The organism is Streptomyces sp. NPDC028308, from assembly GCF_055565855.1.
This window is the reverse complement of sequence record NZ_JBVHTO010000008.1, coordinates 408,603-434,072: the sequence shown is the minus strand read 5'-3', so window position 1 is coordinate 434,072 and position 25,470 is coordinate 408,603. Positions and strand designations below refer to the sequence as shown.

Here is a 25,470-nt window from a genome sequence, read left to right as displayed (position 1 = left end):
GGTGCGTCCGGCGGCCGGGGTGGGGGAGGGGGGAGTGCGGTGCTTCAGTCGGACACCGGGCGGAGCGCCTTGGCGACGACCGCGCCGATCCGGGCGATCGGTTCGGGTTCGGTCATCTCGTAGTGACCGCACGGCACGGCGTGGTCGTCGAGCCGTCCGTCGACGTGCGGGCGCCACTGGTCCGCCTTCCCGGGGGCGAGGGCGAGGTCGGCCTCGGACGGCGCCGCGGACGGATCCTCCAGCGCGCTGAAGAACAGCACGTCCCCGTGGAACACGCCGGGGGTGAACTCCGGTGCGATCCGCAGGTTGTTGCGCATGACGGCGGCGATCGCGGCGGCCTCCTCACGGGTCACCGGAACCGTCGCCTGCCCGGTGTCCGCCGTCCCGGGGGCCGCACCCGCGCCGATGAGGTCCAGGACGGACTCGACGTCCGGTATGTCACCCCGCGGGTCGACGGGCAGACCGGCCACCCGCATCAGCAGGCCGGCCACCTGCCGTTCGGCGGCCTCGGGGGTGTAGTGGACGCCCGCGGGCAGGGGCGCGTCCAGCAGGGCGAGCAGCTCGACCTCCTCGCCCCGCTCCTGGAGCGCGCAGGCCATGGCGTGCGCCACGAAACCGCCGTAGGACCAGCCGAGGAGCCGGTACGGGCCGTGGGGCTGCACCTCGCGGACCAGGTCCAGGTACGAGGCCACCATGGACGCGGCGTCCGGGGCGGGCGGCCGCTTCCCGTCCAGCCCGGCGGCCTGGATGCCGAACACCGGCTGGTCCGCGCCCAGATGGGGCAGCAGCCCGGTGTACCGCCAGGAGACGCCCGCGCCGGGGTGCACGCAGAACAGCGGCGTGCGGGTGCCGTCGGCGCGCAGCGGGAGCAGAGGCCGCATCGGGTCGGAGGAGGTGGCGTCTTCGGCGGCTGCGAGCAGTCCGGCGACGGTGGGGGTGGCCAGCAGCGAGGCGGCGGGCACGTCCAGTACCCCGGCGGCACGCAGCCGGCCCGCGAGCAGCACGGCGCGCATGGAGTCGCCGCCGAGATCGAAGAGGTTGTCGTGCACCCCGACGCCGCCGATGCCAAGCGTCTCCTCCCACAGCCGGGTCACCGCGCGTTCGCGTTCGGTGCGGGGAGCGACGTACTCGGTGGTGAGCCGGGGACGGGGGGCCAGGGACGTGCCGGGGTCCGTGGCGGCGCCGTCCGTGGCGTCCGGCCGGTCGCCGGTGCGGGCGCCGGGCGCGTCGATCCAGTGCCGGTGCCGCTCGAAGGCGTAACCCGGCAGCGGGACGCGCCGGGGCGGGCCGTCGGGGCCGGTGCTGTCGGGCAGCGCCGCGTCGATGCCGGCGCTCCACAGCCGGCCCAGGGCCTCGGCGAGGACGAACCCGTCGGGGCTGTCGGCCTTGGCGTGCCGCATCGTCGTGACCGTGACCGGGTCGTCCTCGGCGAGCTGGGCGCGGGCCAGTTTGGAGAGGGCGTCACCGGGGCCGATCTCGACCAGGACGGGACGGTGGCGCCGCCACAGCGCGGTGATGCCGTCCGCGAAGCGCACCGTGCGCCGGGTGTGGTCGATCCAGTGCCCGACGTCGGTGGCCTGCGCGTCGGTGGCCCAGTCGCCCGTGACGTTGGTGACGTACGGGATGCGGGGCGGGCGCAGGGTCAGGGAGCGCAGGTGGCCCGCGAAAGTCTCCAGGATCGGGTCCAGGACGTGGGAGTGGGCGGCGGCGGGCACCCGCAGCCGGCGGAACGGCACCTCGCGGCGCGTCAGTTCGGCCTCCAGCCGGGCCACCGCGTCGGTCCGCCCCGCGACGGTGCAGGCGGCGGGCCCGTTGACCGCGGCGAGGGACAGGTCGTCGCCGAGCAACGGCAGCAGCGTCTCGGCGGACGCCGCCACGCCGACCGTCGCGCCGCCCGCCGAGGTGATGAGGCGGATGCGCTCCTCGACCAGCGGGAGCATCTCCTCCAGGTCCATGACCCCGGCGAGACAGGCCGCGGTGTACTCGCCGAGCGAATGCCCGATGAGCGCGTCGGGGCGCACGCCCGACTCCATCAGGGTGCGGGCGAGGGCGTACTCGGTCACGACGAGGGACAGGAGCGCGGACGCGCTGCCGGGCTCGGCACGGTCGAACAGCGCCGTGCGCAGGTCCTCCCCGGTCACCCGGCGCAGGATCCCGGCGCAGTGGTCGACGACGTCGCGGTAGACGGCGTTGTCGCGGTAGAGCTCCCTGCCCATCCCCACGTACTGCGTGCCGCCGCCCGGCATGAGGAACGCGACCTTCGGAGCCTCGTCCGGTACCGGCGGGCCGGCCGGAGGGGCGGCCTCCAGCGCGGCGACGGCCTCCTCGACGGACGCGGCGGTGACGGTCAGCCGGTGGCGCAGGACGGGACGGTGGGCGCGCAGGGAGTGGGCGACGTCGTCCAGGCGCAGCTCCGGCCGGGTCCGCAGATGCCTGGCGAGGGCCTCGGCCTGGCCGCGCAACGCGCCGGGGGTGCGCGCCGACAGCGGCAGGACGTGCCGGCGGCCGTCCTCAGGCGCCCGCGGCGAGTCCTGTCCGGTGGCGGGAGCCTCCTCCAGGATGACGTGGGCGTTGGTGCCGCCCACGCCGAGTGCGCTGACCGCGGCCCGCCGCGGGTGGCCGTCGGCAGGCCAGTCCTCCAGCGTGGTGGGCACCCGGAACGGCCCGGAGGCGAAGTCGATGAGCGGGTTGGGCCGGTCGAAGTGCAGGTTCGGCGGGATGCTGCGGTGCTCCAGTGCGAGGACCGCCTTGATCAGCCCGGCCATCCCGGCGGCGGCGCCGAGGTGGCCGATGTTGGTCTTCACCGACCCGAGGGCGCAGAACCCGCGCCGGTCGGTGCTCTGCCGGAACGCCTCGGTGAGCGCGGCCACTTCGATGGGGTCGCCGATGCGGGTGGCGGTGCCGTGGGCCTCGACGAGCCCGATGGTGTCCGCGTCGACCTCGGCCTGGGCCTGCGCCGCGAGGACGACCTCGGTCTGTCCCGCGGTGCTCGGGGCGGTGAAGCCGACCTTGCGGCGGCCGTCGTTGTTGACGGCCGTCCCACGGATGACCGCGCGGATGCGGTCGCCGTCGGCGAGGGCGTCCTCCAACCGCTTGAGGACCACCACCCCCACGCCGTCGCCGGAGGAGGTGCCGCGCGCGTCGGCAGCGAAGGCCCGGCAGTGCCCGTCGGGCGAGAACGGCCCGTCGGGGACGTGCCGGTAGCCGAGGAGCGCCGAGGGGTTGAGGGAGACGGCGCCCGCGAGAGCGGTGTCGCAGCGGTACTCGATCAGGTCCTGGCAGGCGGTGTGCAGCGCGACGAGCGCGGTGGAGCACGCGGTCTGCAGGGACACGCTCGGGCCGGTCAGCCCCAACTCGTAGGAGATCCGGGTGGCGAGCGTGCCCAGCGAGTTCGCGGTGGCCGCGTGCACGAGGTCCACCGTGCCGGGCTGCCCGGCGAACTGCGGGTACACGTGTGCGGGGTAGTAGCGGCTGTCACCGCCGCCCGCGTACACACCCGTCGTCCCCGAGTCCGTCCCCGGGGGACAGCCCGCGTCCTCCAGGGCGTGGTACGCCGTCTCCAGCAGGAGCCGCTGCTGCGGGTCGACGACGGCGGCCTCCGCCGGGCTGTAGCCGAAGAAGCCGGAGTCGAAGAGGTCGATGCCGTCCACGACCGACGCCATGCGGACGAGGGTGTGGTCGTCGAGGTCGCGGGGGTCGCCGCCCGCGGCAAGGAACTCCTCGTCGCTCACCGGGCGTATGGACTCGCGGCCGTTGGCGAGGTTGTCCCAGAAGGCGTCCACGTCGTCGGCGCCGGGGAAGCGGGCCGCCATGCCGATCACGGCGACGGCGGGCGGGGCGTCCTCGTGCGGGTCCGTCGTCCCGGCGTCACCGTCCCGCGGGCTGGTCGTCTCATGCATGGCCTCGGTCCTTCCGTTCCCGTGCGGAGCGGCGTGCCGTGCGGGCGGCGCGCTGCCGTTGTGCGAGTTCCTTGGCGCGCTCCAGGCCTGCCGGAGCGGATGGGGGCGGCGTGGGCGCCGGCCGCTGAGCCGGGTCCGGTGCCGAGGAGGCGGTGACGCCGCGTTTGTTCAGGTGGCGCGCCAGGGCCCGCACGGTGGGGTGCGCGAACAGGTCGACGACGCTCAGATCGCAGCCCAGTGCCTTGTTGAGGGTGGTCTGGGCGGTGACCAGGAGCAGGGAGTTGCCGCCGAGGTCGAAGAAGTTCTCGTCGCGGGCGACCCGGTCGCGGCCGAGGACCGACGACCAGAGCGCGGCCAGTTCGCTCTCCAGCCGGCGCAGTTCCTCTCCGGAACCCGCGTCGCCGTCCGCCGGCTGCGCGATGGTGCCGGCCGTACGCAGCACCCAGGCGTCACCGATGCCGCTCGCTTCGGCGGCGCCCGACGCGGCGGCGTGCAGGGCGCCCAGGTCGGTGCCGTCGTCGAGGGCGACCCGTGCGCCCAGCCGCCGCAACTGCCTTACGGGGGCCAGGACATGAGCGCGGACCCAGGGCGCGGTGCGGTCGGCGCCGATGAGGACGTGCGGGGCGTCGACGGTGCGGGCGAGGTCGAAGGAACGCAGCGCGGCGGCGGCGTCCAGGACGCGGTATCCACGCGCCTCGGTGAGCGAGACCAGCTGGTAGCCGAGGCTCATCCCGCGCTCGCGCCACATGCTCCACGCCAGGCTCTGCCCGGGCAGGCTCAGTCCGCGCCGGTACCCGGCCAGGCCGTCGAGGAAGGCGTTGGCGGCGGAGTAGGCGGCGTTCATCGCCCCGCCGAACCAGCCGTTGACGGACGAGAAGGTGACGAAGGACGTGACCGGGTGCTCGGCGGCGACCTCGTGCAGCGTCCAGGCGCCCCGCACCTTCGCGTGCAGGACCTCCCGCCAGCCGTCGGGTGTCAGGTCCCGCAGCGGCCGTTCGTCGAAGGTCCCGGCCAGGTGCAGCACCGAGGTCAGCGGGGTGCCCCACGCCTCCTCGGCGTCACGGACCGCTCGCCGCACCTGCCCGGCGTCGGTGACGTCCGCGCAGGCGTAGCGGACCTCGCCGAGCCGGCGCAGCCGCTGGAGCGCCTCGACCCGGCCGGCGGCGGGTCCCGCTTCGTCGAGGTGCCGCTGCCAGGCCGACTCGTCGGGCAGCCGGGTGCGGCCGAGGAGCAGTACCCGGGTGCCCGGTGTCCTGAGCAGGTGGGCGGCGATCTCGGCGCCCACTCCGCCGAGTCCTCCGCTGACGAGATGGAAGCCGTCGTTCCCGGGCGGGGCCGTACGGGGGAGCGGATCGGGCAGGGGAGCCAGCCGGCGGACGTGGCGGTGCCCGTCGCGCCAGGCCACCTCGGCGTCGGCGGAGTGGCTCCCGGCCTCGGCGAGGACGGCGGCGGCCGTCTCCTCCTCGTCGGCGGACGCCAGGTCGAGGTGGACGCCCCGCAGCCAGGCGAGTTCCTCCCGCAGGGACTTGAGCAGGGCCGCCGCGGTGGCGTGGGCGGGCGAGGGGAGCTCGCCGGCCGTGACGGCCTGGGCCGAGGCGGTCACGAACAGAAGGTCCAGCGGGCGCGGACGCGGCCGTTCCGCGAGGGCGCGGGCCAGCACCAGCAGGGACTCGGCCCCGTCCAGTCCGTCGAGCGGCCCAGCCTCGTGACCGGCGTCGTGGAGGGCTTCCAGGTGCAGGACGGTGTCCACGGCGCGTCCGTCCGCGTCGAGGCCGGCCAGCAGCGCCGCGTGGTCGCCCTCGTCTCCGGGGCGGACGCGGTAGCGGGCGGCGTCCAGCCGCTCGTACGCCTGCCCGTGCGTGACCACCGTGCACAGTCCGGCCTCGGCGCGCAGCCGGGCCGCGACGAGGTCGGCCGTGGCGAGGGCGCGCGCGTCGCCGCCCGCCAGGACGAGGGTGTGGTGTCCGGCTGGGCGGGACACCGGGCGCGGTGACCGGGCCCGCTGCCACACCGGGCGCAGGAACCAGTCGGGCAGTGTCTCGGCCGTCCCGAGCAGCAGTTGGGACTCGCGTACGGCCTCGTCGAACTCCCCGGCCTCGAAGCTCTTGCGCAGCTTCGTGCGCTGGATTTTGCCGATCTCCGTCTTGGGTATCGCCTCGGCCGGGACGGGGACGAGGAAGGCGGGACTGACGCCGATCTCACGGGTCACCTTGCCGCCGATCTCCCGCAGCGCGGCCGCCGGGTCCTGTCCGGGGGCGAGGTGGAAGAACAGGGCCAGTTCGTCGGTGGTGGCGTCGGGGTCGGAGCGCACGGCGCAGGCGGCGGTGAAACTCCGTACGACGGAGGGCAGTTCCTCGACGCACGCCTCGATCTCGTGGCTGTAGTGGTTGACGCCGTTGACGATGATGACGTCCTTCGCGCGCCCGGTGATGTACAGCTCGCCGGCCCGCAGGAACGCCAGGTCGCCGGTGTCGAACCAGCCGTCGTCGGTGAACGACTGGGCGTTCGCGCGCGCGTTGTCGTGGTAGCCCCGGGTCACGGAGGTGCCCCGCACCTGGAGCCGGCCGACATCGCCCTCGCTGAGCAGGCGCTCCTGGTCGTCGACGATCCGCATGGCGAACCCGGGGTAGGGCAGGCCGCAGCTGACGAACGGCTCGTCGTGAGCGGGCGGTTCACCCGGCAGTACGCAGTCGGTGACCACCGAACAGGTCTCGGACATGCCCCAGCCGGGGTGCATGACGTCCTGCGGCAGACCGAAGGGCCGCAGCGCGTGCAGGAACCGCCGGGCCGCCGACGCCACCACGACCTCGCCCGCGTTCATCACCAGCCGCATAGGGGACAGGTCCCAGTCGCGGTCGGCGAAGCGGTGCTCCTGTTCGGCGAGGAGCCCGAAGGCGAAGTTGGGCGCCCACGTGACGGTGACGCGGTGGCGGTGGGCGAGGTCGGCCCAGCGCGTCGGGTCCTCCAGGATCCAGGGTGTCGGCGCGTGGACCTGGCGGCACCCCAGGTAGACATCCCTCAGGTGGAACATCACCACGCCGGTGACGTGGTCCAGCGGGATCCAGTTGAGGGTGACGTCCTGCTCGCCGAGGGAGTTCATGGCCTCAGTGGCCGCGGAGCGGGTCAGCACGTTGCGGTGCGTGAGGCACACGGCCTTCGGCAGGCCGGTGCTGCCGGACGTCATCAGCATCAGGATCAGGTCGTCCGGCCGCGCGGCGTGCCAGTCGCGGTCCTCCGGGGCGTCCCTCAGCACGTCGGCCGTGGTCAGGCGCAGGCCGGGCCACTGCTGACGCGCCGCGAGGTCCCGCAGGCCGGCCTCGCTGCCCGGCGAGGCCACGATCCAGGGACGGTCCAGCATCCGCCAGATGCCCTCCAGCTTGGTGACCGCGGCCGACGCGGTGGCGTAGGAGGGCGGCACGGTCAGGGGCACCGCGACGAAACCGCCGAGGATGCAGCCCCACAGCACCGCGACGAAGTCCTCGCTGTCACCGCACTGCAGGATCACCCGGTCGCCCGGCCGCAGCCCGGCCCGGCGCAGCCCGGCCAGGACGCGGGAGGCGTCCTCGACGAGCGAGGCGTAGCTGCGCCGGACCTCGCGGCCGTCGGCTTGCACGTGGACGATCTCGCCGTGCGGCCGGCCGGCCGCACGGGTGAGGGCGGCGGCCCAGTCGGACACCGACGGTTCCGGCAGGTCCGGGCCCTCGCTGAGCGCGGGCACGGCGGAGGTCCGCGGGTCCGCGCCGTGCGTCGCGGGCGAGCACGCGGCCGGGGCGCGTCCGGCACCGGCGTGGCGGCGGTCGAGTTCCTCGGGGACGTCCTCGACGGCGACGTCCGCCCGCAGGACGCCGGGGACGTCCGCGAGCCGGCGGCGCCAGGATCGCGCGGTGTGCCGGTCGATCGGGGCCAGGGCGCGCAGGGCGTCGGTGTCCAGGTCGCCGTCGCCGGTGCGCGGCAGGTCGCTCACCGCGGTGACCCGGACCTCGGCGGCGCCGTCGAGGGTCTGCTCCACCCGGTCGGCGGCGCCTGCCCGGTGCGGCACCACGTAGGCCGTGGGCGGCATTCCGTCCGGCTCGGACAGCACCACCGCGTCGCGGACACCGGCGACGGACAGCGCCTCTCGTTCGAGTGCCGCCGCGGTGGACGCCGACAGGTCCGTGCCGTCCGGCCGGGCGGCACGGCGGGACGGCGCGGGGAGTTCCGCGACGCGGACGTCCGGGTCGGCGCACACGGCGTCCAGGAACGCCCGCAGGTCGTGGGCGAACGCCTCTGCGGTGCCCGCCTCGTAGAGGTCCGTGGCGTACTCGACGTGCAGCTCAAGCCCGTCGGGCGCGTCCTGTGCGTCGTGGCGTTCGAGGACGTCTACGAACAGGTCGAACTTGGCGGTGCCGGTCGCGGTGGGCCGCAGCGGTACGTGGTCGTCCCCGAGCCGCAGCACGGCCCGTTCGTTGTTCTGCAGGGCCAGCATCACCTGGAACAGCGGGTGGCGCGCGGGATGGCGCGGCGGGTTGAGCTCGTCCACCAGGCGGTCCACGGGCAGCTCCTGGTGGTCCAGCGCCTTCAGGTCGAACTCCCGTACCGACGCCAGCAGTTCGCTGAAACGGGGGTTGCCGGAGGTGTCGGTGCGCAGGACCAGTGTGTTGGTGAGCAGGCCGATCACGTCGTCGAGCGCGGGGTCGGAGCGGCCGGCGACCGGCGTGCCGACGGCCACGTCCTCACCGGCGCCCCAGCGGGTGAGCAGGGCGGCCAGCGCGGTGTGGAGCACCATGAACAGGCTGACGTCCCGGCTGTCCGCCAGTCGCAGCAGCCTGCGGTGCAGGTCCGCGTCGACGGTGGCCGTCACGCTCGCGCCCTCGCCGCCGGAGGTTTCCGGCCGCGGCCGGTCGGAGGGCGGCGAGCTCTCCGCGGGCAGCCCGGCCAGTGCCGCACGCCAGAAGCCCGTGAGCTGTTCGAGCCGGCCCGGCCCCTCGGGCGCGGGCGTCAGCAGCCGCCGCTGCCACAGGGCGTGGTCCGCGTACTGAACCGGCAGTGGCTCCCAGCCCGGTGCCTGGCTCGCGAGCCGTGCCCGGTAGGCGCGGCCCAGGTCGTCGGCGAGGGGGCGCAGCGACCAGCCGTCGGCCGCGCTGTGGTGCAGGAGCAGAAGCAGCGTGCGGTCGGTCCCGGTGCCGAACACGTCGGCGCGCAGGGCGCTTTCGCGGGTCAGGTCGAAGCGGTGGCGCAGTGCCGTGGCGACGTGGGCGGCCACTTCCTCGGCGGGGCAGTCCACGAGCCGCAGGGCGGGCCGCAGTCCACCGGGCGGGAGGATCCGCTGGTACGTGGTGTCACCGTCCTGCGCGAAGACCGTGCGCAGGCTCTCGTGCCGCTCCGCGACGTCGTCGAGGGCGGCGCGCAGCGCCGACGTGTCGAGCGGCTGCCGCAGCGGGACCACCAGCGGGATGTTGTAGGTCGCGGACGTCTCGCCCAGCCGGTCGAGGAACCACATGCGTTCCTGGGCGAAGGAGAGCGGTACGCGTTCGGGGCGTACGCCGGCGCGGAGTTCGGGCAGCCGCGGCCCCTGGTGTCCGTCGGCGAGCCGGGCCGCCAGGGCGCCCGGTGTCGGGGTGTCGAAGAGGACGGTGATGGGGATGTCGACGCCCGTTTCGGAACGCAGCCGTCCCAGCAGTCGGGTGGCGAGGAGGGAGTGCCCGCCGAGGTCGAAGAAGTTGTCGTCCGGTCCGACGGTGTCCCCGTCGAGGCGCAGGACGTCCTCGAACAGGCGACAGGTGAGGGCCTGTTGGGGTGTGGTGGGGCGGGCGCCACCGGCGGACGCGGCGAAGTCCGGTGCGGGCAGCGCCTTGGTGTCGAGCTTCCCGTTGGCGGTGAGGGGCAGCTCGTCGACGAGTACGCAGGCCGCAGGGACCATGTGCTCGGGCAGCTGCTCGGCGACGTGGCGGCGCAGTTCGGCGGGGTCGGGGCGGGTGCCGCTGGCGGGGACGGCGTAGGCGACGAGCCGTGCGTCACCGCTGCTGCGGGGGTCCGTGCCGTCGGTGCCGCGGGCCACGACGGCCGCCCGGGCGACACCGGGGTGCCGGGCCAGCACCGCCTCGATCTCGGCGGGCTCGATACGGAAACCGCGGATCTTGACCTGCTGGTCGGCCCGGCCCAGGTACTCCAGGGTGCCGTCGGCGCGGCGCAGGGCCAGGTCACCGGTGCGGTACATGCGTGAACCGGGCCGGCCGAACGGGTCGCGCACGAAGCGCTCCTCGGTGAGCTCGGGGCGGTTCAGGTAGCCGGGGGCGACGCCCGGTCCGGAGACGTACATCTCGCCGGTCACGCCGGGCGGCACCGGCCGCAGCGCCGCGTCGAGGACGTGCACGCGCAGGTCGGCGAGCGGCCGGCCGATGACGCTGGCCCGGCGGGGGTCGTCCAGGTCCGCCCGGGTGACGCGGTGATGGGTGACGTGCACGGTGGTCTCGGTGATCCCGTACATGTTGACCAGCTCTGGCGAGTCCAGCCCGTGGCGGTCGGCCCACGGCCGCAGCCGCTCCGCGCGCAGGGCCTCCCCGCCGAAGATCACGTAGCGGAGCGCGCCCGCCGTCGGCGCCGGCGCGGCCTCGGAGTCGGCCTGTATCAGCTGTTCGAAGGCCGACGGTGTCTGGTTGAGGACGGTGACGCCCTCGGTGTGCAGCAACCGCAGGAAGTCCCGAGGCGAGCGGCTCACGGCGTACGGCACCACGACGAGCCGCCCGCCGTGCAGCAGGGGGCCCCAGATCTCCCACACGGAGAAGTCGAAGGCGTACGAGTGGAACAGGGTCCACACGTCGTCCTCACCGAAGTCGAAGTGCTCGGAGGCGGCCTCGAAGAGCCGGACAACGTTGGCATGGGGCACGGGCACGCCCTTGGGCCGTCCCGTGGAGCCCGAGGTGTGGATGATGTACGCGATGTCCGAGGGGCCGGTCTCCGTGGTGAGTTCGGCCGCCGTGAGGTTGTCGCTCGGGCGGGAGGCCAGATCCTTCTCGAGGTCCGGTTCGCCCAGGACGACGGACGGCGTGGCCGAGGCGGGCAGCTGCGGGGCGTGCGTGTCGTCCGTGACCAGGACGGCGGGACCGACGTCCTCCATGACCAGCCGCAGCCGTTCGGCGGGATGTCCGGTGTCGAGCGGCAGGTAGGCGGCGCCCGTCTTGAGTACGGCGATCAGGGCCGAGACGAGCCGCAGTCCGCGGGGGAGGGCCAGCGCCACGACGCGGCCGGGCCCGGCGCCGCGCTCCAGGAGCAGGCGCGCCAGCCGGTTGGCGTCCTCGTTCAGCTGGGCGTAGCTGAGCGAGGCGCCCCCGCAGGAGACGGCCGTCCGGTCGGGGACGCGGGCCGCCTGTGCCTCGAAGCAGCGGGTGAGGGTCGTGGTGACCGTGTGCTCGGGGGCGGCGCTGTCCCGCGGATGCTCGCCGGGGAGGAGGATCGAGGTCTCCGAGAGCGGCATATCCGCGTCCGCGCCCGCGAGTTGCCGCAGCACGAGGAGGAACCGCTCCAGGTGGAGGCCGAGTTCGCGCTCGTCGTACAGGGCGGGATTGGCGTCGAAAGCGAGCCACAGCCCGCGGGGGTCGGCTCCGGGGCGCACGGAGATCTGAAGGTCCTCGACGGCGCCGCCGGACAGGTGGTGGGAGGTGGAGGGGCTGCCGGCGAACACCAGGTCCTCGGTGAAGGGGACGATGTTCACCACGGGTCCGTGCACGCGCCGGTCGCTGCCCAGCAGTCCCAGATCGCGGCGGACGGACTCCCCGCGGTACTGCTGGTGGCGGCGCAGCGTCCGCAGTTCACCGGCGACGGCCCGCACGAACTCGCCGGCCGGGGTGTCCGGGGCGGCGGGGACGCGCAGCGGCAGGATGTCGGAGGCCGTTCCCGGGGTGCGCAGTGCCGCGCTGCCGAGCCGGCTCATGGTGGCCAGGCCGAGGACCAGGTCGTCCGCGCCGGTCATGCGGTGCAGGTAGGCGGCGACCGCCGCGACCAGCAGGTCGGTGCGGGAGACGCCCAGCCGGGACGCGGCGGTGGTGAGGTCCTGAGTCTCGGCGGGCGTGAGGTCGGCAGTGCGGCGCAGGAAGGGGGCGGTGGGGGCGGCGGTGCGCGGGGTGAGCCGCACGGGCTCGGGCAGTCCGGCCAGCCGCTTCGCCCAGTGCTCGCGGTCGCGTGTGTGGCGGTCGGAGGCGAGGTAGGCCTCCTCCTCGGTGCGCAGGCGTGCGAAGGATTCGAAGCTGGTGGGGCCGGGCTCCTCGCCGGCGGCCAGCGCGGTGTAGGTGTCGGCGAGGCGGCGCGCGACGAGCTTGTAGCTGTAGCCGTCGAGCAGGATGTGGTGGGCGCGCAGGAACCAGTAGTGCCGGTCGGGGGCGAGGGTGAGCAGGGCGTGGGAGAACAGCGGGCCCGCCTCGATGTCCACCGGGGTGGCGAGGTCGCGCCGGATCCACTCCTCCGCCGCGGCGGCGGGGTCGGCGGCTCCGCTCACGTCGACGCGGTGCAGCGGCCAGGCGTCGGGTGCCTCCGCGGTCACGCACCTGGGGCCGTCGGGGGTGTCCGGGAAACGCAGTGCGAACGTGTCGGCCTCTGCGACGGTCCGGCGCAGCGCGGTCTCGAACAGGCGGGTGTCGAGCGGCCCGTGGATCTCCACGTACTCGCCGGTGTTGTAGGCGGCACTTCCGGGAGCGAGGCGCTGGGCGAACCAGAGGCCCTCCTGTGCTCCGGACAGCGGTCGACGGTCGTCCTCATGGACTGACATGGCACCAACCCTCGTGGCGAGTTGTCTTCAGTCGAATGTAAGGAGAAGCCCGGCATGGCCGGGCGAGCCGCAAAGGGTGCCACCGCCGCCCGTCGTCCCGGCCAGCCGACGCAACGGGCGCCACTGAAAGCGGGGGCGAATACGACGGGGGACTGGGTCGCACGCTCAGGTGCAGGAATCGCGTGGTCGGGTGCGATCACCTGCCGCCGCAACACCTTGCATGACGCCTTGTCGGGAGTCAAGACCGGTCGGGCGGAGGGGAATTGCTTCAGGGGAATTACCGGTGAATACCAGGGGTGCTCACGAAAGCACTCTCCGGGGCGGCGGCTGCATTTCGGTCATCCTTTCGGAGGACCCTGTTGCGCAGGGCGGCGAAAGGCCGCCCGCCGAGTCCTCGGGTGTGCCCGAACGGGCACGGAGGCCACCCCGTGGGCCGCGAAACGGGCACGGTGAGCGTCGCCCGGTTTGATCGATCGTGGTCGGCGTGACCGTTCCGGAGCCGCTCTCGCGGGCTCCGCGGACAGGACCGCGTTGTCATGACGGGTGGGGCGCGAGCCCCTCGGACCGGACGGAACATCTCGTTCCGCGAGGGCGGTGGCGTGTTGTCGAGGGGGTAAATCGGCCAACTTCGCGAATCCGGCGGCTCATTCGTGAAGGGTCTGTGGAAGACTCCGCTCCGTTGGGGCGGCACGGTCGAGCGCCAGTGCGAGGCCGCGGTCGCCACGGACGCATGCGAAGGCCTTCGAGGAGCCGGCGCCTCCACGGCACCGGCGCGGCGCGGAGCGGTGGCCCATTCCCGGCGTCGGACACGGACCGCGCGAGCACCGCGCCGGACCGCGCCCACCCGGGGCCCGCCGGACTCGACGGCCTTCGGCCCGATTCGGGGAGGTGCTCAATGGTGTGTGCGAGAAAGTCCGGCGAGGCCAGTACCTCCTCCATGGACAGCATGTAAGCGAAGAGTGAATCGGGAACGTCGTCCAGGCACCGCGGAGGTGCCGGCCACGGTCCCGGACTCTGCCTCCGGCGGATACCGGAAACCCTTCTTGCTTTGTTTTCCTGTCGTGATGCCGAATTGCCCGGCTCCCCACGATCCGACTGCGTGAACAATCCAGAAACCCTGTACGACGAACCGCCCGTTCCCCCTGCCCGGAACGGAGGCGGCGAGAAAGGCTGAACACATGCGCGCGCTGTGTCCCGTCGAGACCCTCTACGTGGCCCAGAGAAGCAGGGCGGTGCTTTCCTGCGCCGTACGCGGACAACTGGACACGGCCGCCCTGTCGAGAGCGCTCGACACCTTGACGGCCGAACAGCCGACGCTGCGGACGCGTATCGTCCAGGACGGGCCGGGCTACGCCCTGCGACTCCTCGGTGAGGACGAGCGCCCACGGCTCGCGATACGCACCGGGGACACCGCCGAGGCGTACACCGAGGAGCTCAACACCCCGCTGCCGGTGGGCGGTCCGCTGCTGCGAGCGGTCCTCGTCCAGGAACCCGCCGAGGACCGTCACCTCCTCGTCCTGACGGTGGACCACACCATCACCGACGGACACAGCGCCATCGCGTTCCACAACACCCTGTGGGACCGCTACCGCGCCCTCGTCGAAGGCAAGGAGCCCGCGTCGACTCCCGTACAGCCGACGGGAGAAGGCGCCGAGGACCCGGCCTGGCCCGCGCCCGTCAGCACACTGCTGCCCCCTTGCGACGAGGCGGAGACCACCGGGTACCTGGAGCGCCGCCTCGCCGAGACCGGACGCATGCCCGTCGAGCTGGTCGCCTACGACACCCCGCGGCAGCCGGCGGACGCGGACCTGAGCGGCCACGGCATCGAGATCCGGCGCCTCCTCCTCGACGCCGACCAGACCGCCCGCCTGCGCCGGCTGGCCCGCTACACCGGGGTGTCCGTACACGGCCTCGTCAGCGCCGCGGTGCTCACCGCCGCCCGCAAGCGGCTCGGCGGCGACGGCCCGCGCGTCCTCGGCTGCCTCTCGCCCGTCGACCTGCGCTCCCGCCTGACGCCGCCGCTGGAGCCCGAGGTGATGGTCCCCGCCGTCACCATGCACCTCCAGGCACTCGCCGTCGACGCGGACGCCGAACCGCTGTCCCTGGCCCGCGAGATCGGTACCCACCTGCGTGAGTCCATCGCACGGGGCGACCACTTCCAGGACATGCGCCTCATGCCGCACCTCCCCCGGCACCCCGCCCTGCAGACCGGCACCGTCATCGTGACCAACATGGGCTCCACACCCGGCCCCCGGCTCCCCGAGGGCGCCGAGGTCACGGACGTCCGGCTGGTGCCCGCCCGCGAGCAGTACTTCCCCCAGGCCGGCCGCAGCCCCGTGATGGCCTGCGTGGTCTCCTTCGACGGCCGGCTGGGCATCGAGTTCCCCCACTTCACCGCGTGCTTCACCCCGGCGTTCATGCGCGCCTTCCGCGACGACGTCCGGACCACGCTCCTGACCTTCGCCACGACCGGCGACGCACCCACCCTTCCCGCGGTCACGGCCTGAGGGTCACCCCCTCCGCCGCGCCGCAGCGCCCCCACCGGCTTCCCCCAAGGAGCACCTCTCCGCGATGAAGACCGCGCACGAACTGCCCACCCCCCTGGCCCGGTTGCTGCCACGCGCGCAGGCGGGCGACGAACAGGCGATGAACGACCTGCTCACCCACATCACGCCGTACGTCGCCCGGGTCTGCTACTCGATCGCCCACGACAACGGCTCCGACGCGACACAGGAGGCGCTCCTCGCCATCTACCGGGGCCTGGCCACCCTCAAGGAACCCGCCGCCTTCTACGGATGGGTGCGCTCGGTCACCATCCGCGAGGCGGTCCGCACGGTCAAACGCCTCGACGACACGATGACGTGCTCACCCGTCGAGGCCCGGCACGAGGCCAACCCCCTGGACGCCGTCCACATCAACGACGTCCTGGAACGCCTGTCGACACAGCACCGCGAAGTGCTCACCCTGCGGGTCTACGGACTCAACGAGGAGGAGATGGCCAAGACCCTGTCCCTGCCGGTCGGGACGGTGCGCTCCCGCCTGCACCGCGCCCGCCGCCGGTTCCAGGAAGCGTGGCAGCCCTCGGCGGCCTGAAGCGGTCGGCAAGCTTCCGCCGGACCTGCGTACCGCCGGGGTACGCAGGTCCGGCGTGCCCCGGCGGTACGGGTACTGGTGGACCGGACGGCTGTCCTGAAGTCTGTCGGAGCACACTGACGGCCACCGCGGTGGCGGCCGACGGCGACGACGGAGGACACCGGCCGATGAGCAGAACCGACGACGACGCACGGAAGATCGACCGAGGTGACCCCCGGCAGAGCTGCCCGGTCCACCGTGCCGACGACGGAACCTGGCAGGTGCGCGGGTACGCGGCGGCACGCGCCGTGCTGCGCAGCCCCGACACCGTCCAGGCGGGCCTGGGGGTCGAGACCGTCGAGAAGCTGCCCGCCCGTATCCGGCGTCCCGTCCTGTACCGGGACGGCCCCGAGCACCGCGAGCACCGCCGCCAGACCGCGCGCTATTTCACGCCCCGACGGGTGGACGAGCACTACCGCGAACTGGCGGAACGCGTCACCGAGAAGCACCTGGCGCCCCTGCGCACGGCCGGCGCGGCCCGCCTGGAGGACCTCAGCTTCGGCGTCGCAATCGACGTGGCGTGCGGCGTCATCGGCCTCACCCGCAGCAGGCCCGGCATCCAGCGGCGGCTGGAGCGCTTCTTCCCCGAGAAGTTCGGCAAGCCGGGGCTGACCAGCCCGCACGGCATCTACTGGCTGTTCCGCCAGAACACCAACTGGCTGCGCATCTACCTCGCCGACGTGCGCCCCGCGATCCGCGCCCACCGCGCGCGGCCCGCCGACGACCTCATCTCGCACCTGATCGCGGAAGGCTGCAAGGACGCCGAGATCCTGGGGGAGTGCCTCACCTACGCGGCCGCCGGCATGGTCACCACCCGCGAGTTCATCTGCGTCGCGGCCTGGCACCTGTTCACCGACGCCGGGCTCCGCGACCGGTTCCGAACCGGGGACCGGCAGGAGCGGCTCGCGGTGCTCCACGAGGTCCTGCGCCTGGAACCGGTGGTCGCCCGCCTCGGCCGCAGGGCCACCGCCGACCTCGAAGTCCCCGGTGAGCAGGGACCGTACACCGTGCCCGCCGGTGAACGCGTCGACATCTTCGTGGACGACGCCAACACCGACCGGGAGGAGGTGGGCGCCGATCCCCTGCTGGTGTGCCCGGGGCGCCCCACGACGAGCGGCAAGGCGATGGCGCTGTCCTTCGGCGACGGCCCGCACCGCTGCCCGGGCGCCGATCTCGCGATGACGGAGACCGACGTCTTCCTCAGTCGCCTCTTCGCACTGCCGGGCCTCCGTATGGTCACGCCGCCCGAGGTCTCGTTCCAGGACGAGATAGGGGGCTATGTGATCCGCGGCCTGGAGGTCGCCGCCGACCGGCAGTGACCCCGGGCACGGGCCGCGTCCCACACGTCGCCCCGCCGCCGGGAAAACGGAAGAGCCCCGCGTCCGGCCCGCCCGGAGAATCCCGTTCGGTGGTGCCGGCCGCGGGGCCCAGCCGGTGGATCAGGTGCGGTACGCGTAGAACGCCGAGTTCGGGTACGAGGCGATGATGCTCGCCACCGACCTGCGGTAGGTGTTCGTGGAGTGGTACGTCACGTACGGCACGCCCTGCGAGCTGCGGTACGAGACGATCATCGTGTGGTCCTTGGACCCGTCCTTGTCGAAGTCCACCTGGAGCACGTCACCGATGTCCATCTGGTAGACGTTGGCGAGGCTGGTGGCCCGCTTCGAGTTCAGCGAGAACCAGGAGAACTCGTTGACGCCGACGAAGGAGTCCGACTGGATGTCGGCGTTGCCGAACCACTTGGTGTAGTCGTAGACGTAGCCGGGGACGTGCTTCCAGCCGCCCGCCTTCAGCGACTGGCTCACGAAGTTCGTGCAGTCGCCGCCGGCTCCGGCCCCGTTGAAGTCGGGGTACGCCGTGTTGTAGGTCTTCCAGTACTTCTCCGCGTACGCGGCCATGGCCTTGTAGTCGTAGCCGGTGGCGGAGAAGTTCTTGGCCTTGGCCGGTGCGGGCCAGGTGGTGGCCGAGCGGGTGGCGGCGGGCATGTCGTCGGCGGCGACCGTGGCCGTGAACGTCGTCTTGGCCGGCTGGTTCACCGCCAGGTAGCCGTCGTCCGTGGTGCGGACGTTCGTCAGCTGCCAGACACCCGACCGGTCCGCGGTGAACGTCAGCTTGTGGTGGGCCTGGAAGCCGGTGGTCTTCGGCTCGTCCCCCTGCACCTTCTCGTACGTCAGCGTCGTGGTCTCGGTGACCTGGACGGTGGCGTGCCGGTCCCGCACGCGCGTCTTGTCCAGGGTGACGCTGGTCTTGGCCGAGCTGTACCGCTCACCGAGGTCGGCGAGGCGGGACTTGCGGCCGCGCAGCGAGGACCGTGCGGAGTCCTCCTTGTTCTCCAGCGAGGAGGACAGCTCCACGTCGCCGGAGAAGCGGGACGTCAGCGGGGAGCGCCCCTTGTTCTGCTTGTGGTCCACCAGAGCGTCGGTGCGGTCGGTGAAGACCGCGTCCGCCAGCCTCTGGAAGGTGGCCTTGGTGGCCGCGTCCACCGCGGGCTCACCGGCTCCGGCGCTGCTCGCGCCGGCACTCCAGTTGGGCAGCATGGCCGCGCCGGCGACGACCGAAGCGGCCGCCGCCGTCACTATGGTGGCGCGACGCCGCGTTCTGCTCAATTTCCTTGACTTCACTGAGTTTCCCCTCTACCCCGGACGCCTACCGGGGCAGGGCATCTTCGCACGCCGCGTGTTCCGCTTGGGAAGGGGGATGCACAAGTGATACACGGGCACTTCACGCGGCTTACCCCGGGGGCCGCGACACCGCCGACCGGGCCCCACCGGCCGGGTACCGTCCGGGTAGAACCCTCGCCCGGCATCAACACCCGTGCCATCATGATGAGTTATGACTGACGGGGAGGGTGTGGCGACCCGTGCGATCCGGGTCCGCCTGGACGGAACGGCGAGCCAGGGCGACATCGGCGCGCTCAAGAAGTGGTTGGAGCGGGAGAAGCCGCTGGAGGAACTGGCCCGGAACGGCGATCTCAGGATCCAGGAGCGCGCCGGGACGGACGACCAGGGGACCGACGAGCACGGCAGACCCATGGGCGCCGGGATCGAGATCCTGCTGCTGCTCGCGGGAGCGGCCGCCCAGTCCACGTTCGACATCGTGTTCAAGCAGGTGAGGAGAGGCGTCAAGGCCTGGTACGAGAACCGCCGTTCCGTCGAGAGCGGCGATCCGCCCGACTACGACGTCGACCCGGTGGACCTCGACGAGAGGTAGGCAGGTGCACCGCTTCGACCCGCGCGGAGAGGTGAACCGGGCACTGCTCGTCGGTGTGTCCGCCTACGACTCCACGCGGCCGAAGGACCCGCACGGCGTCCCCGGCGATCTCGCCGCCGTCGAGCACAACCTCGCCCTGCTGGAAGGAGCGCTGCTGCGGGGCGAGGTGTTCCGCAAGGGCGAGATCACCGTGTCCGGGTCGCCGTACCTGGACGCGTTCAGCGAGGCGCTGCGCACCGCCGCCGACGAGGCCGAGGGGCTGCTCCTCTTCTACTTCGCCGGTCACGGCGCCGTGCCCAGCGCGGGCGACGAGCTCTGGCTGCAGATGCGCAACGCACGCGTCGTGCCGGGCAGCCGGGCCGTGTTCCCGGGCGCCGACCCCTTCTCCAGCGTGCTGACCGTGCTGGCCACCAGCCGGGCCCGGCACGTGGTCGTCGTCCTCGACTGCTGCAACGCTGGCAACGCCGCCCAGGTCTGCGAGGCGCTCGCGGACCGGCGGCGCTTCTCCGTGCTGATGAGCACGCAGGCCAACAACCGCATCGACGCGGGCGACGACGCGACCCCGACCCCGTTCACGGCCGAACTGGTGCGGCTCCTGGAGGGCGGTGCCGACGAGCCCGGCGGCGAGGTCACGTTCCAGGAACTCGCGGAGGCGCTCACCGCCCACATGTCCGCGCACTACACGACACTGCGCAACGAGCCGTGGGAGCCACAGCGGTGGGGCGACACCGACATCGTCCTCGCGGGCCCCGCCCCGGCGTCCGTGCCGCCCGACGTCGTACCCGTGCCGACGGCCGTCACCCCGCCGGACGGGAAGCCCCACGGGCGCCGCTCGCACGACGGCCCCGCACCGAGGTCGTCCACCCGGCGTCGGGACGGGGAGGCCCGGGAGGCTCCGCGGTGGCGGCGGCGCGCCCTGGCACGGCTCGTCTCCCTGGTCCGGGCCGTGCTGACGGTGGCAGCGGTCGGCCGGCCGCTGCACTGGCTGCGCTCCCGGCCCCGCCGGACGGTGGTCGCGGTGACGGTCCTGAGCGCCGCGGGCATCGGCGGTTACGCCGCCTGGGGCCCGGGCCCCGACGCCTCGCCCTGCGGTCCGCCCCTCGAACTGCGCCTGCTCACCGACCCCGACATCGAGAGCACCGTGCGCAAGGCGAAGGACGCCTTCCTCACCTCGCCGGCCAACACGACGTCCGGCGGCTGCCGGCGCGTCGGAATCACCGTCTACAGCGCGGGTGCGGCCGACGCCGTCACAGGCTTCCACGACCGGTCCGACCCCTGGCAGCGCCCGGTCAGCGACGAACTCGACCCGCAGCGCGACATCGGTCCCCAGCCCGACGTCTGGATCCCCGCGACGTCCGCGAGCGCGGCGCGGGCCCAGCCGGTCGAGCCGCCCCGCAAGTACGTGACGCTGGAACCGGACGCCCACCCCTTCGCGTACTCCCCGATGGTGCTGTCCGTCCCGCAGAACCTCGCCGAGGAGTCGGTGCGCCACCGCACCGGCTCCACCTTCGCCACGCTCCGGGACAAGCTCCTGCGCCGCCAGGACGACGCCGACGTGCGGCGCACCGACCCCGAGTACACGGACTCCGCGCTGCTGGCCAGCGTCGGCCTCTACGGCTCCGGTACGAGCGTCGGCCGGCCCGAGGGGATCGTGGCCCAGCCGGGACCGCCCTCGCTGACCGGCTCAGACCTGCTGTGCACCCTGCCGGACCACCGTGAGATCGACGAGCGCACCGCCGCGCTCGTCCCCGAGTTCCTGATGGTCAGCGGGCTCGGCTGCGACGGCCCGACCCGCACGCCGAGGCTCGCCGAGTACCCCACGGACGTACCGCCCCTGGTCCCCACCTTCGTCCGCGTGCGCTGGGACGGCGCCGACCGCGACCGGGACGCGCGGGACGAGGCCGTCGGGCGCTTCCACGACTGGCTGGTGAGCGGCGGGGGCGAGGAGCGGGGCGGACTCGACGTGTTCGCGCAGGACGGCTTCCGTGCCGTGTCCGGGGGCCACGCCTTCCTCGCCGCACCGCGGACCGACACCGGCACGCTGAGCCGCCCCGGCCACCTCCCGGGCCCCGCCACGGGCGACGCGATGACGACCGCTCTGGAGCGGTACCGCAACGCCAACGGCCCGGGCCGCGTCCTGTTCCTCCTCGACAGCTCCGGCTCGATGGGGGACCTGTGGGAGGGGGCGGGCGGCGCCCCGGGCATCCTCAAGCAGTCGCTCGGCGGGCTCGGCGACCGCGACGAGTACGGCATCTGGGCGGTCGCCTCACGGGACGGCAGCCCTTACGAGGTCCTGCTGCCCTTCGACCGCCACCGGCGCGCCGACGCGGAGCGGACCATCGACCAAAAGGCAGTGGTCCGGGACGCCGAGGCAGACCCGGACGGCGCGCTCACCGCGGCCCTGGACTACATGGCCGGGCGGGGCAGGGACGACGAGCGCCCCCAACTGATCGTCTACGTCACCGACGACGAGGACAACAACCGCCTGACCGGCGGCGACGCCCTCGGCGGACTCCTCGCGTCGGCGGAGAAGCGGGGTGTTCCGGTGGTGATGGCGGCCCTCGACGGCGGCGGCTGCGACCGGGACAAGCCCGACGCCCGCATCTCCGAGGCGAGCGGCGGACGCTGCCTCGACACCAGGACCGACCTCGTCGCGGGCCTGCGCGACGAGGTGGCGCGGACCGGGACGGGGGACGAATGAGAGGACCGGGCAGGTACGGGGGACGGCTCTGGCTCGCCGCCCTCCTCACGGCGTGCGCCGCCTGCACCGGCGGCGGCACCTCGGGGCAGCCGGGAGCCACCGTCACCCCGGGCGCCGCGGGCGACATCGTCGTGGCCAGCGGGCGGGACGTCACCGGCCGGGGCGGCATCCGCCAGCGGCTCATCGACGCCTGGAACGCGGAGCAGGACCGCCGGAACACCGGTCGCCGCGCCCGGCTGGTGGAACTCCCGGGCTCCGCCGACGAGCAGCGCAGCCAGCTCCTGGGCGCCCTCCAGTCCGACAGCGCGCAGTACGACGTGGTCAACCTCGACGTCACCTGGGTGCCGGAGTTCGCCGAAGCGCGGCTGATCCGCCCGCTCCCCGCGGAACTGGTCGACGACCACGACGTCATCAAGTCCGTAGCCAGCACGGCCCGTTGGGACGGCGAGGTGTACGCCGTGCCGTTCAACAGCGATGTCGGCCTGCTCTACTACCGCCGCGACTACCTGAAGAAGGCCGGGGTCCGCAACACCGACCTGAGCAAAGGGCTCGACCGGGGCAAGCTGCAGGAACTGATGGAGACCCTCGGCGAGCAGACCGGAAAGGACCGGCCCCGCGACTACGAGAAGGGCTGGACCGCGCAGTTCGGTGCCTACGAGGGCCGTACGGTCAACGGCATCGAGGCGTTCGCGTCCGCTCCCGGCGGTGTCGCCCTCACCGACAAGGACGGCCACTACACCGCTTCGGTGGCCGCCCTGGAGAGGGGCCTCGCTGAACTGCGCAACCGCACGCAGGCCTCGTACCTCCTCAAGGACGCCCTGCGTTCCGACGAGGCCGGCTCACTCACCGACTTCGCGAACGGCCGTACGGCGTTCCTGCGGCACTGGCCCTACGCCTACCAGAGCCTCCACCAGTCCCTGCGCGGGTCGCAGCTCGGCGTGACCACGCTGCCGGGCAGAGCGGTGCTGGGCGGCCAGAACCTCGCCGTGACCCGGTCCTCCGGACAGCGGGACGCGGCCACCGACCTGATCAGGTTCCTGACCAGCGAGGAGAGTGAACGCTGCCTGCTCGACGCGGGCTTCGCCGCCACCCGGGTGTCGGCGTACGAGGACGACACCGTGGCGTGCCGCTCGGCCGGGCCGTCCGCCGCCGAGACGCCCGACGCCACCGGTTCGCCGTCCGGCGAGAGCGCCGACCGGATGCCACGCGACGACCACGGCAGACCCGCCTACGCCCGCGCCGTCCTGCTGCCGGCGCTCACGCGGGCCGTGCAGCGTCCCCGCACCCCGTTCTACGGCGCCTTCACGCAGACCTTCACCACCGAGCTCGGCAGACTCTTCACGGCCGACCCGCCGAGCGACGGCCGGCTCGCCAGGCAGTTGGACGAGGCACTCGGCAAGGTCCTGCCGGACGACTGACCGCCCCCGCCGGGACACCCCGCACGGGACCGGAATAGGTACGGGTCCGCGACCGTTTAGGTAGGAATGAGCACCCCACCCGAGGGCGCCGCGTCCCCCGGCGGGCCCGCGGACCCGGTCCGCGAACGGCTCGCCGCCGAGCGCCGGGACACCTATGAGCAGATCGCGGCCTTGGAGCGCGACTTCGAGGGCATCGTGCAGGCGAACGCGCTGGTGGCGGTCGACGACGAGCACGATCCCGAGGGGTCGAGCACGGCCTTCGAGCGCGCGCACGTCGCCGCCCTGCTGGCCCGGGCCCGCGAGCACCTGACCGACCTGGACAGCGCGCGGGAGCGGCGCGAGCGGGGCACCTACGGATGGTGCGACGCGTGCGGTGCGCCGATCCCGCCCGAGCGGCTCGAGGTGCGCCCGGCGGCGCGCACCTGCGTGGGCTGCGCCGCCGCCCGCCCCCGGTGACCGGCGACCGGCACGGATAGCCGCGCGCCGACGGGTCACCGGCCCGCGGGCTGCCCCACCCCGGCCGGGACGTGCTCGGGAAGCTGGAGGACGGGCGGCGCGCCCGGGTCCACGCCGAGCCGGTGCCACAGCTCGTCGCCGATGAACCAGTGGTGGCCGGTCAGCATCGTCAGGTGGTGATGTGCCTGCGCGTTCCCCCGTACCCGGGCGAGAGCCTGCTCCGGCGTGAGCGCGGGGCGCGAGGGGGTGCCGAGCCGGTCGAGGAGCAAACCGATGAGGTCCGCCGCGGCCAGCGGCACGGGGTGGTTGGCGTGGTGCGCGCCCGCGACATCGCCTTCCGTGAGGGCGGCGGCGAGCACCAGGCGCGCCAGGTCGGCGGCGTTGACGGCGGAGTGCAGGGCAGGGGTGTCCACGCCCGCTCCGAGATGGCGCAGTAGCCCGGCCAGGCCCGGCACGACCCAGCGGTCCCCGCTGCCGTAGACGAGGTGGGGGCGCAGGACGGTGCCGCCGGCGTCCAGGACATGGCGCTCCGCGGCCGCGCGGGAGCGGCTGGTGGCCGACTCCGGAGCCGGCACCAGGTCCTCGACGCCGGCCCGGTGGAAGGGGCCGTGGCCGTACACGGCGGCGGTGCTGACGTAGACGAGGCGGCGCACACCGTGGCGCCGGGCGTCCTCGACGAGGGCCCGGGTGCCGAGGTCGTTGACGGCGTGCAGCGCGGCTTCCTCGGCGCCGATGCCGGAGGCGCAGTGCACGACCGTGTCGACGCCCTCGCAGACTCCCCGCAGGGAAGGCGGATCGCCCAGATCGGCGGTCACGGTGCCGGTCCGGTCGTCGGCGGGCGGACCGCCGGGGGTCCGGGTGAGGAGCTGAAGCCGGACGTCCGGTTTTCTGCGGGCGGCTGCGGTGATGTGCCGCCCGATGAAACCGCGAGGTCCGGTGACGAGCAGAGTGGGCGGCATCGGGACTCCCTGACGATGGGGAACGGGTTGCTCAACGTGTCTGCCGGGGTGCGGAGGGTGCCGCCGGCGGTCCGGAGGCGGGCCTTCTGTTCCTGTCCATCGGGTGCTGAATGGTGTAGTGGCTTGTGAAAATACGGACTACCTGGTTTTGTTTCTAGAGGGCGATGGCAAAGGAACACCCATGTGGTCATACGGGGACGTGCCAGATGCGGCGCCCCGGGTGGTCGAGTGCACGTGAACTTCGGGAGGTCTGGTGGCGCGTCAGGAGCGTGCGGTCCGTACGAAGCTGGCGATTCTCAACGCCGCTGCGGCGGTGTTCGACGAGCGCGGCTACGAGGCCGCCACGATCGGCGAGGTGCTGGCGCGGGCAGGCGTGACGAAGGGTGCCCTGTACTTCCACTTCCCGTCCAAACAGGCGTTGGCGGAAGGGGTGTTGGGTCAGCAGTTCGCCACGGTGACGGTCGGCCGGCAGGCCTCCCGGCTGCAGGAGTTCGTGGACACGGGCCTGCTGGTGGCCTACCAGATGCGCCGTGACCCGATGGTGAGCGCCGTGGCCCGGCTCTCGCTGGAGCAGGACATGCGGGCGCAGTTCGGCACGGCGGCGCTGACGCAGTGGATCGACGCGTCGAGATGGCTGCTCCAGGAGGCCAAGGAGCAGGGCGAGTTGCTGCCCCACGTCGACCCGGCCGAGAGTGCCTGGCTGTTCTCGGCGGCGTGGACGGGAGTGCAGGTGTACTCGCAGATCCTCGCCGCGCGCGAGGACCTCGAAGTGCGCGTGGTGACGCTGTTCGAGCACCTGTTGCCCGCGATCGCCGTGCCCGCGGTGCTCGGCCGGCTCGTCATCACGGCCGAACGCGCCGCCGAACTCGGCGCCGCCGGAGCGCTCGCCGCCGAGGATGCCGAGGACCGAGCCGAGGAGCGGGCGGAGCCGGGGCCGGTCCGGGCCGCGGTCTGA

Annotated in this window: 12 protein-coding genes; 8 read left to right on the top strand and 4 right to left on the bottom strand. The window is 73.4% G+C overall.

The window, feature by feature from the left end; all coding sequences use genetic code 11:
• Nucleotides 1-44: 44 nt before the first annotated feature.
• On the bottom strand, nt 45-3,899 hold the full coding sequence (locus tag ACZ4VA_RS20835) for a type I polyketide synthase (RefSeq protein WP_356169772.1): 3,855 nt from the start codon (nt 3,897-3,899) through the stop codon (nt 45-47).
• Nucleotides 3,892-12,639, bottom strand: coding sequence for an amino acid adenylation domain-containing protein (locus ACZ4VA_RS20830; protein WP_468082337.1), 8,748 nt, complete (start codon nt 12,637-12,639; stop codon nt 3,892-3,894). Before ACZ4VA_RS20830 ends, ACZ4VA_RS20835 begins: the two co-directional genes overlap by 8 nt.
• A 1,178-nt stretch (nt 12,640-13,817) precedes the next feature.
• On the opposite strand from ACZ4VA_RS20830, the gene ACZ4VA_RS20825 reads away from it, so the two are divergent.
• From ACZ4VA_RS20825 to ACZ4VA_RS20815, 3 genes are all read left to right on the top strand, one after another.
• A complete protein-coding gene (locus ACZ4VA_RS20825) occupies nt 13,818-15,146 on the top strand; it encodes a phthiocerol/phthiodiolone dimycocerosyl transferase family protein (protein ID WP_468082336.1) in 1,329 nt (442 codons plus the stop codon).
• Nucleotides 15,147-15,210: 64 nt separating this feature from the next.
• Complete coding sequence (locus ACZ4VA_RS20820) at nt 15,211-15,732, top strand: RNA polymerase sigma factor (RefSeq protein ID WP_356169781.1); 522 nt, start codon at nt 15,211-15,213, stop codon at nt 15,730-15,732.
• A 167-nt stretch (nt 15,733-15,899) separates the two neighbouring features.
• A complete protein-coding gene (locus ACZ4VA_RS20815) occupies nt 15,900-17,090 on the top strand; it encodes a cytochrome P450 (RefSeq protein WP_389391565.1) in 1,191 nt (396 codons plus the stop codon).
• Between the two features lie 120 nt (nt 17,091-17,210).
• Here the strand turns inward: ACZ4VA_RS20815 and ACZ4VA_RS20810 are convergent, their stop codons facing one another.
• Nucleotides 17,211-18,392: an amidase domain-containing protein gene (locus ACZ4VA_RS20810; RefSeq protein ID WP_468082335.1), complete on the bottom strand. Its 1,182-nt coding sequence runs from the start codon at nt 18,390-18,392 to the stop codon at nt 17,211-17,213.
• 211 nt (nt 18,393-18,603) lie between these two features.
• On the opposite strand from ACZ4VA_RS20810, the gene ACZ4VA_RS20805 reads away from it, so the two are divergent.
• The 4 genes from ACZ4VA_RS20805 (at nt 18,604) to ACZ4VA_RS20790 (ending at nt 23,556) form a co-directional block, all read left to right on the top strand.
• On the top strand, nt 18,604-18,981 hold the full coding sequence (locus tag ACZ4VA_RS20805) for a hypothetical protein (protein ID WP_355786398.1): 378 nt from the start codon (nt 18,604-18,606) through the stop codon (nt 18,979-18,981).
• 4 nt (nt 18,982-18,985) lie between these two features.
• Nucleotides 18,986-21,682, top strand: coding sequence for a vWA domain-containing protein (locus tag ACZ4VA_RS20800; protein ID WP_356169788.1), 2,697 nt, complete (start codon nt 18,986-18,988; stop codon nt 21,680-21,682).
• Nucleotides 21,679-23,100, top strand: a complete 1,422-nt coding sequence (locus tag ACZ4VA_RS20795) for an extracellular solute-binding protein (protein ID WP_356169790.1) — start codon at nt 21,679-21,681, stop codon at nt 23,098-23,100. The genes ACZ4VA_RS20800 and ACZ4VA_RS20795 overlap by 4 nt, the downstream gene beginning before the upstream one ends.
• 66 nt (nt 23,101-23,166) lie before the next feature.
• Nucleotides 23,167-23,556: a TraR/DksA family transcriptional regulator gene (locus ACZ4VA_RS20790; RefSeq protein ID WP_356169793.1), complete on the top strand. Its 390-nt coding sequence runs from the start codon at nt 23,167-23,169 to the stop codon at nt 23,554-23,556.
• Nucleotides 23,557-23,591: 35 nt separating this feature from the next.
• Here ACZ4VA_RS20790 and ACZ4VA_RS20785 read toward each other — a convergent pair whose 3' ends face one another.
• Nucleotides 23,592-24,515, bottom strand: coding sequence for an NAD-dependent epimerase/dehydratase family protein (locus tag ACZ4VA_RS20785; protein WP_468082334.1), 924 nt, complete (start codon nt 24,513-24,515; stop codon nt 23,592-23,594).
• Between the two features lie 253 nt (nt 24,516-24,768).
• Between ACZ4VA_RS20785 and ACZ4VA_RS20780 the strand changes: the two genes are divergently transcribed.
• Nucleotides 24,769-25,470: a ScbR family autoregulator-binding transcription factor gene (locus ACZ4VA_RS20780; protein ID WP_355781581.1), complete on the top strand. Its 702-nt coding sequence runs from the start codon at nt 24,769-24,771 to the stop codon at nt 25,468-25,470.